This is a genomic window from Arthrobacter sp. yr096 (assembly GCF_900108925.1).
GTDB lineage: Bacteria > Actinomycetota > Actinomycetes > Actinomycetales > Micrococcaceae > Arthrobacter.
This window is the reverse complement of record NZ_FNYI01000006.1, coordinates 307,339-314,605: the sequence shown is the minus strand read 5'-3', so window position 1 is coordinate 314,605 and position 7,267 is coordinate 307,339. Positions and strand designations below refer to the sequence as shown.

Below are 7,267 nucleotides of genomic sequence, written 5' to 3'. Positions count from 1 at the left end.
GGTACTAATAGGCCAACAACTTACACCACACAACACACTGCACGCGTCCACTATGTGGTTCCCGAACAACAACCCACCACGGGTAGCCGGAACCAACAACTAAATAACAACCAAGCACCACAGTTGTAACCCAAAGATTTCCCACCCACCCCCCACAGGGGGACCGGGACGGGTAACAGAGTTACGGCGGTCATAGCGTGGGGGAAACGCCCGGTCCCATTCCGAACCCGGAAGCTAAGACCCACAGCGCCGATGGTACTGCACCCGGGAGGGTGTGGGAGAGTAGGACACCGCCGGACAACCATTCACGAAGAGCCCCGACCACCACGGCCGGGGCCCTTCGCATTTAACCACCCACACACTCCAACACGGCATCCACCACATGGGTGCGCGGGTTGGCCTGCCGGTACACCAGATACTCGGTGATGGGCGGAATGGGATCCACGAAGTCGAGCAGAACCAGGCGCGGATCGTCATTGAATTCGTCCTCTGCGATCACACCAACGCCCAGGCCGGCGATTACGGCGGCATGTACGGCCTCCCTGCTGTCCGTCTCGAGCAGCTCGGTAGGCTGGAGCTGGGCCGTGGAGAGGGCCGTCTCGATTGACCGGCGCGTCACCGAGCCGATCTCCCGGATGATCAGCGGGTGGTGGATCAGGTCCTGCAGCCGGATTGCCTTATGGCCCGCCAACGCATGATCGTGGCGCACGAACGCTACCAGGTCCTGGGTTCCCAGAATGCGGCCAACGAGATCCGGATGGGGTGTCTCGTCCGCGATGATGCCCACGTCCACCGTTCCGGCCAACACACGTTTGCGTATCTCTGCAGAGTTGCCGCTGACGAGTTGGATGCTGACCCCTGGATTTCGACGTCGGAAGGCGCTGAGTACGCCCACAGCGTTGATGGGGGCGTCAGTCCCGAACCGCAATTCGCCGTGCATGATGTGACGGGCCTTGGCGAGTACCGCCTCGGCCTCCATCTCCGCGGCGAACAGCTTGGATGTCACGGCAAACAGCTTGTGTCCCAACGCCGTGAGCTCCACGGATCGACCAGCACGCTGCAGCAACCGGACCTCGTGGTGGCGCTCCAGCAGGCGGACCTGTTCGGAGAGCGTGGGTTGGCTGAGGCTGGCCGCTGCTGCTGCCGCCACATAGCTTCCGTGGGTGGCGACGTCGTGGAAGGCCCTCAAGTGAGTGAGATTCATAGGCTTAGCCTAAGTCTCCTATAGATATTAGTGGCTATCCCTATGCGTTGTGGACTGGGACAAGTACCGTCGTCGGTGTGAAGAATCAACCCCATGTCCTGGTGGTCGGCATTGATGGCGTCCGTTACGACTCGCTCAGCTCCGCTGCTACCCCTGCCCTGGACCGGATCGCCCAGCAGGGTTTCCTGGTCCCTGTCCGCGTCCATGACAAGAATGCCACCATCTCCGGTCCCGTCTGGGCCACAGTAGCGACCGGCGTCTACGCCGACCGGCATAGGGTGGCCGGCAACAGCCACCACCCGGCCGAACTCGATTCCTTTCCGGACTTCACAGCGGTACTTCGTGCTGCCCGCCCGGAGCTGCGGACCATGATCGCTGCCAGCTGGCATCCGCTCGCTATTGCAACTGAGTGTGGCCCTCTCTTCTCGGCCCAAGGTTGGGTGCCCACGCCGGACCCCGAAGAGGCGAACGACGCCGACAGTTGGATAAGCGCGGATGACGCCGTTGCTGACTATGCGGCCGTGCGCCTGCGGGATGAGGATCTGGCTGCTTCCTTTGTGTACTTTGGGGAAGCCGACGTGGAAGCCCACAACCACGGAACAGGCTCCGGGTATGCAAAGGCCATTCAGCGCTGTGACCATCGCTTGAAGAGACTCCTTGAAGCCATCGAGTCGCGTCCCAACCGCAGCGATGAGGATTGGACCGTCATCGCAGTTACCGACCACGGGCACCTGGACGCTGGTGGCCATGGAGGTGAGAGTGAGGCTGAGCGTACGGCGTGGATCGCAGCCAGCGGCGCAAGCCTGAAACGCGGCATCGCGGACGTAGATCACGCGGACATCTACGCCCAAGTACTCGCCACCTTCGGCGTACCGGCGGTTGGCTCTGAAGGCGTTCCCTTCGGCACCCGGCAGGCAGCCCGGCAGAATCCGCTGCAACGAGGCAGTCGGCTGCCGGCAGGCGCCCGTTGACGCTCACAGTTACGGCAGCTGTTCTTTTGGCAGCAGTACTGCACAGTGTCTGGAACGCCATAGCCAAGGCCATCCCGGACCGGTTGGCGTCCTCGACGATGATTGCCCTGGCTTACCTGGCATCAGGCGTGGTGGGCGCGGCGATCTTCGGTATTCCGCTGCAGGAATCGTGGCCCTATGTTCTGGCTTCGGCAGGTCTTCAGACGTGCTACCTGATACTCCTCACCACGTCTTACAAGCACGGCGATTTCTCCCAGGTTTATCCGTTGGCCCGTGGCCTCGCCGTCCTTCTGGTCACGGCAGTCGCCACCACTTTTCTGGCAGAGAAGCTGAGCCTTTGGCAACTGGCCGGAGTGGCCGTCGTCGCGGGGTCGTTGCTCAGCCTCGCCTTAACACGCGCTGGGCAAGGAGCTGCCAGGAACCGTAAGGGCACGCTGTTCGCCGTGCTGACAGGCGCGGCCATTGCGGCATATAGCCTGGTGGACGGCGTTGGCGTCCGGATGTCCGGGCAGCCGATCGCGTACATCTCCTGGCTCTTCCTCATTCAGGGCCTGCTGATTCCCGTGGTCTGTTGGCGCATGGCCTCGGATCGACGGCAGTTCCCTCGACGGGTGGCGCGGTACTGGAGGCCGGGGTTCATTGGCGGCCTGGTTTCGATGCTTGCCTACGGGATAGTGGTGTGGGCGCAGAGCTTGGCGCCGCTTGCGTTGGTGTCGGCCCTGCGGGAAACCAGCGTCCTGCTGGCAGGAATCATTGGCGCGGTGTTCTTCAAAGAGAGGTTCAGCCGCTTGCGGCTCACGCTGACGGCAGTGGCAGTAGCCGGCATCGCTGCTATCCAGCTCGGTTAGCCCGAGAAGAACTCTGACAGCTCCGCGATCAGCTTGTCTGGGGCCTTGTTGGGTCCATCGTGTCCGAACCCGGGAAGGATGGTGTAACTCGATCCCGACAGGACGTCGTGGATCTGACCGCACGCAACGCCGAAGTAGGCCGGACTCTTTTCGCCCACCACAATCAGTGTTTCCAACGGCAGCTCAAGGAACGGCTCAGCAGGCATGTCGGCTGCGATCACAGCCTTGATTTCCCGCACGCCGCACGTCATCAGCTCACGCATCTGTTTGCCCAGCGGCGTCCCGGCGGCCAGTTTCGTGGCCAGCGTCAGCATGGACAACGGCATGCGCGCAAAGGCGCCGCCGGTCTCGACTCCCTTGATGAGCACGGCGAGGGCGCGATCGTAATCGCCTGCTGCAGTGGCGCGTTCGTAGTCCGGCGTCCAGTCGGCCTTGACGCTCTGGTTGACCGAAACCGCGGGGTCGTACACGGCAAGCCGCTCCACAGGCAGGGTGCGTGCTGCATGGAGCGCCACCGCGCCACCAAAGCTGTGCCCGAACACGTCCGTGCTGGAGGTGTGTTTCATGACGGCGTCCAGGTCCCTGATGTCGGCTTCCAGGGTGTAATCCTCAGCCTGCGGGGACGAGTCGCCGCGCCCACGCCGGTTGAAAGTATGGACGGGACGGCCAAGGGCCTCGCTGAGTTTCTGGGCGAATCGCGTGTAATCGGAGGCGGTCACCATGGAGGCAGGTACGACGACGACGCCGGAACCTGCCGCTGCCAGGTCACCACCTGTGGTGAGTACTTCGAGGTGTCCGCCGTCGTGGGTCATGATGATGTCGCGCGTCATGTCTTGAGCCTAACCGAGGCACCTGACAGCAGGCAGCATGCGGGCCTTGTATGTGGACAAGCAGTCAGCGTTTGAAGTACTCCGAGATATCCGAGACCAGTTCCTTGACTGCCGCAGGTACGGAACCATGGAAGCCCTTTGGCGAGACTTCCAAGGTGCTGCCTGGAACAGCCCTGTTCAGTCGCGCGGCCGTGACCTTATAGAACTGTGGGCTCTTCTTGCCCACCATGAAGTGGGTGCTGGGAGGAAGGACCGAGAAATCCCGTGGCGTGTCGGAGGCCTCGAATGCTGCTTTGAGCTCCCCAACCCCCGACGGCATGAGGTCGCGGAACAGCCTGTTGACCTTGGTTCGCGAAACTACGGCCATCAGCCCCGCCAGGATTGGTTCAGGCACCTTCGCGAGGGCGGTTCCCTGGTTCATTCCCCGCTTCATCCTTGCCAGTGCGCGGCCAACATCACCCTTATTTACGGACTCCGCGAACCCGGTGAGCCAGTCAGTGTCCATGCTCCCGTCAATATTCACTGCGGCATCGTAGACGGCCAGCTTGTCCGGTTCGTGGCGGGTTCCGGCAAAGGCCTGAGCAGCATTCAGTGCCACTGATCCCCCCAGGCTGTGACCGAGGATATTCCGTGCACCGGTGGCGTCCATGATGGTGCGGACGTCCTCGATTTCCGTGGCCATGGAATAGTTGTGCGGCTGTTCGGTGGACTTGCCCCGGCCCCGGCGGTCGTAGACGTCCACGGCCCAGCCATCGCCGAGTCCCTTGGACAGAGCTATTGAGAAGGGGCGGTAGATCAGGGCCGTGAGGAACGCACCGCCAATGACCATCACACGGCGCTCACCTGGCGCGTCTTCAGTGCCGTAGCTGTACAAGGCGAGCTTGCCGCCGTCGTGCGTCTTGATTTCGCGTTCCCTCACGGGAACATCCTAGGTGGCATCAGTGGCATGGCTTTGAAGCTGCCTCCCGGAAAGGAAACGGGCGATGCGCGCCGCGAGTCGCTTGCCGGGCCGCAAAGGACCCTCATGGAACTGCAGGGGCACAATGGCGAAGTCGATCGCGGGCACCGCTCCAGCCAGGGTCCGGCCAGTCTCGGCAAAGTACGACGGACTCCAGCCGCCACTGAGCATCAAGGTAGGGGTGGAGAGTTTCATGAAGTCGTGCAGGTGCGCGTCGGCATCGAGCACCGCACGCATTTCCGTAACGGCCGTGGGCAGCAGGGAACGCATCTCCAACCCCAGCCGCGTCCGGGCAGACAGGACGCTGAGGGTCCGCAGGGCACCCATGGGCAGGTAGGAAATAGGCCCGGCTGTTCCCAACCCCTGCACCAGATGTGCCCACGCGTTGTCCAGCTGGCCGGCAGTCACCGCTTCCTCAAGCTCCGGCCGCCACCGGCTACTGAGGTTGCCGGAGAGCGAAACCGCGGCGTCGTAGGTGACGAGCCGGTTGATCGTGGAGCGACGGGCGGCCTGCAACGCTACGAATCCGCCGTAGCTGTGGGCCACCACATCCAGGGAACCGCTCTTTTCCATGACGGACTGGAGGTCGGCGATCTCGGTCTCCACCGAATAGCCCGGTGGCTGCGGGGCCGAATGTCCGCGGCCCCGGCGGTTGTAGGTGTGTACCGGGCGGCCAAGCATGACGCTCAGCGTCCGCGCGAACGGCCAGTACAGGGAATCGGTGACCAAAGTGCCGTGCACAAGCACGACGCCGGCCGGTTCAGCGGGTGCCGTCGAGCCGGGAATCGAAGCACCCGAAGCAGGCCGGAAGCTGTGCACCTCAAGCTGCCCGCCGCCGTCGTCCGTTTCAACAGTCCAGGTCTCCACAGCCCCGAGTCTATGTCCGGAAGTAAAGGCCCGTAATCACCGGTAAACTTAAGGACTGTGACTTCCGCAAACACCCCAGCCCTGAACACCTCCGCAGAGCCCATCGATGCCAGCGAGCAAATGCGTATCCGTATGGAGAAGCGCGCCAAGCTGATGGAACGCGGCACAGAGGCATACCCGGTGGGTGTCGAACGGACCCACTCACTCGGCGAAATCCGTGAGAAGTACGCACACCTCGAAGCCGACGAAACCACGGGAGACACCGTTGGTGTCACGGGTCGCGTCGTGTTCGTGCGCAACACCGGAAAGCTGTGCTTTGCCACCCTTCAGGAGGGCGGCGTGGATGGCAAGGGCGTTCGCTTGCAGGCAATGCTGAGCCTGGCCAACGTTGGCGAGGAAGCGCTCGCAGACTGGAAGGCCCTGGTTGACCTCGGCGACCACGTCTTTATCAAGGGCGAGGTCATCTCTTCCCGTCGCGGCGAGTTGTCGGTCATGGCCGACTCGTGGTCCATGGCGTCCAAGGCCCTGCGTCCGCTGCCGGTCCTGCACGCGGAACTGAATGAAGAAACCCGCGTTCGGCAGCGCTACGTGGACCTCATGGTGCGCGACGAAGCCCGCGAGATGGTTTACAAGCGTGCCGCCATCACCCGCTCGGTCCGCGATACCCTGGACCGCCACGGCTATGTGGAGGTGGAAACCCCCATCCTGCAGCTGGTCCACGGCGGCGCCACGGCCCGTCCGTTCGAAACGCACATGAACGCGTTCGACCAAAAGATGACCCTGCGCATCGCCACCGAACTCTTCCTCAAGCGCGCTGTGGTGGGCGGCATCGACCGCGTCTATGACATGGGCCGTGTCTTCCGCAACGAAGGCGTGGACTCCACGCACAGCCCCGAATTCACCACGCTTGAATGCTACGAAGCCTGGGCAGATCAATTCGTCATGGCCGAGCGGATGAAAGAAATCATTCTCAACGTGGCCGACGTCGTGGGCACCCGCACTATCCAGACGGATGCCGGCGAGATTAACCTCGACGGCGAATGGGCCTGGGTTTCGGTGTACCCGGGTATTTCCGAAGCGGTTGGCGTGGAAATCACTCCCGACACCACCGTGGAGGAATTGCTCGCGATCGCCGCCAAGCACGAGGTCAAGGTGGACCCCAAGTGGGATGCCGAGAAGATTGTGGTTGAGCTGTTCGGCGAGATTGTGGAACCTACCTTGCTGAATCCCACGTTCGTCTACGACTACCCGCCCTCCGCGCAGCCCCTGGCACGTCCGCACCGCGAAGATGGCCGGCTGATCGAGGCCTGGGACCTGATCATCGGTGGCATGGAGCGCGGCACGGCATTCTCTGAGCTCATTGACCCCGTGATCCAGCGTGAGCGCCTCACTGAGCAGTCCCGCCGCTCCGCCGCCGGTGACGAGGAAGCCATGCAGTTGGATGAGGACTTCCTCCGCGCCCTTGAGTATGGTGCACCGCCCATGGGTGGCATCGGGCTCGGCATCGATCGCTTGGTCATGCTGTTCACCGGAGCCGGTATCCGTGAAACCATCCTGTTCCCGTTGCTCAAGCCTGAAGGACACTGATC

At 62.8% G+C, this 7,267-nt stretch carries 7 protein-coding genes and 1 rRNA gene; 4 read left to right on the top strand and 4 right to left on the bottom strand.

The window, feature by feature from the left end; translation table 11 throughout:
* Positions 1 to 182 precede the first annotated feature (182 nt).
* A 5S ribosomal RNA gene (gene rrf / locus BMY91_RS17135) occupies positions 183 to 299 on the top strand.
* Between the two features lie 47 nt (positions 300 to 346).
* On the opposite strand, the gene BMY91_RS17130 is transcribed toward rrf, so the two are convergent.
* Positions 347 to 1,204, bottom strand: a complete 858-nt coding sequence (locus tag BMY91_RS17130) for a LysR substrate-binding domain-containing protein (protein ID WP_090824044.1) — start codon at positions 1,202 to 1,204, stop codon at positions 347 to 349.
* A gap of 77 nt (positions 1,205 to 1,281) precedes the next feature.
* Here BMY91_RS17130 and BMY91_RS17125 point away from each other — a divergent pair, with 77 nt between their 5' ends.
* Complete coding sequence (locus BMY91_RS17125; RefSeq protein WP_256212802.1) at positions 1,282 to 2,175, top strand: alkaline phosphatase family protein; 894 nt, start codon at positions 1,282 to 1,284, stop codon at positions 2,173 to 2,175.
* Positions 2,172 to 3,023 carry an EamA family transporter gene (locus BMY91_RS17120; RefSeq protein ID WP_254779965.1) on the top strand — a complete coding sequence of 284 codons (852 nt, stop codon included), beginning with the start codon at positions 2,172 to 2,174 and terminating at the stop codon, positions 3,021 to 3,023. The genes BMY91_RS17125 and BMY91_RS17120 overlap by 4 nt, the downstream gene beginning before the upstream one ends.
* On the opposite strand, the gene BMY91_RS17115 is transcribed toward BMY91_RS17120, so the two are convergent.
* From BMY91_RS17115 to BMY91_RS17105, 3 genes are all read right to left on the bottom strand, one after another.
* Positions 3,020 to 3,853: an alpha/beta fold hydrolase gene (locus tag BMY91_RS17115; protein WP_090824040.1), complete on the bottom strand. Its 834-nt coding sequence runs from the start codon at positions 3,851 to 3,853 to the stop codon at positions 3,020 to 3,022. The genes BMY91_RS17120 and BMY91_RS17115 overlap by 4 nt on opposite strands.
* A 64-nt stretch (positions 3,854 to 3,917) precedes the next feature.
* Entirely contained in the window at positions 3,918 to 4,772 is an 855-nt protein-coding gene (locus BMY91_RS17110; protein ID WP_090824038.1) for an alpha/beta fold hydrolase, read from the bottom strand.
* Positions 4,773 to 4,781: 9 nt separating this feature from the next.
* Positions 4,782 to 5,678, bottom strand: coding sequence for an alpha/beta fold hydrolase (locus BMY91_RS17105; RefSeq protein ID WP_090824036.1), 897 nt, complete (start codon positions 5,676 to 5,678; stop codon positions 4,782 to 4,784).
* Positions 5,679 to 5,735: 57 nt separating this feature from the next.
* On the opposite strand from BMY91_RS17105, the gene lysS reads away from it, so the two are divergent.
* Entirely contained in the window at positions 5,736 to 7,265 is a 1,530-nt protein-coding gene (lysS, locus tag BMY91_RS17100; protein WP_090824035.1) for a lysine--tRNA ligase, read from the top strand.
* Positions 7,266 to 7,267: the final 2 nt, after the last annotated feature.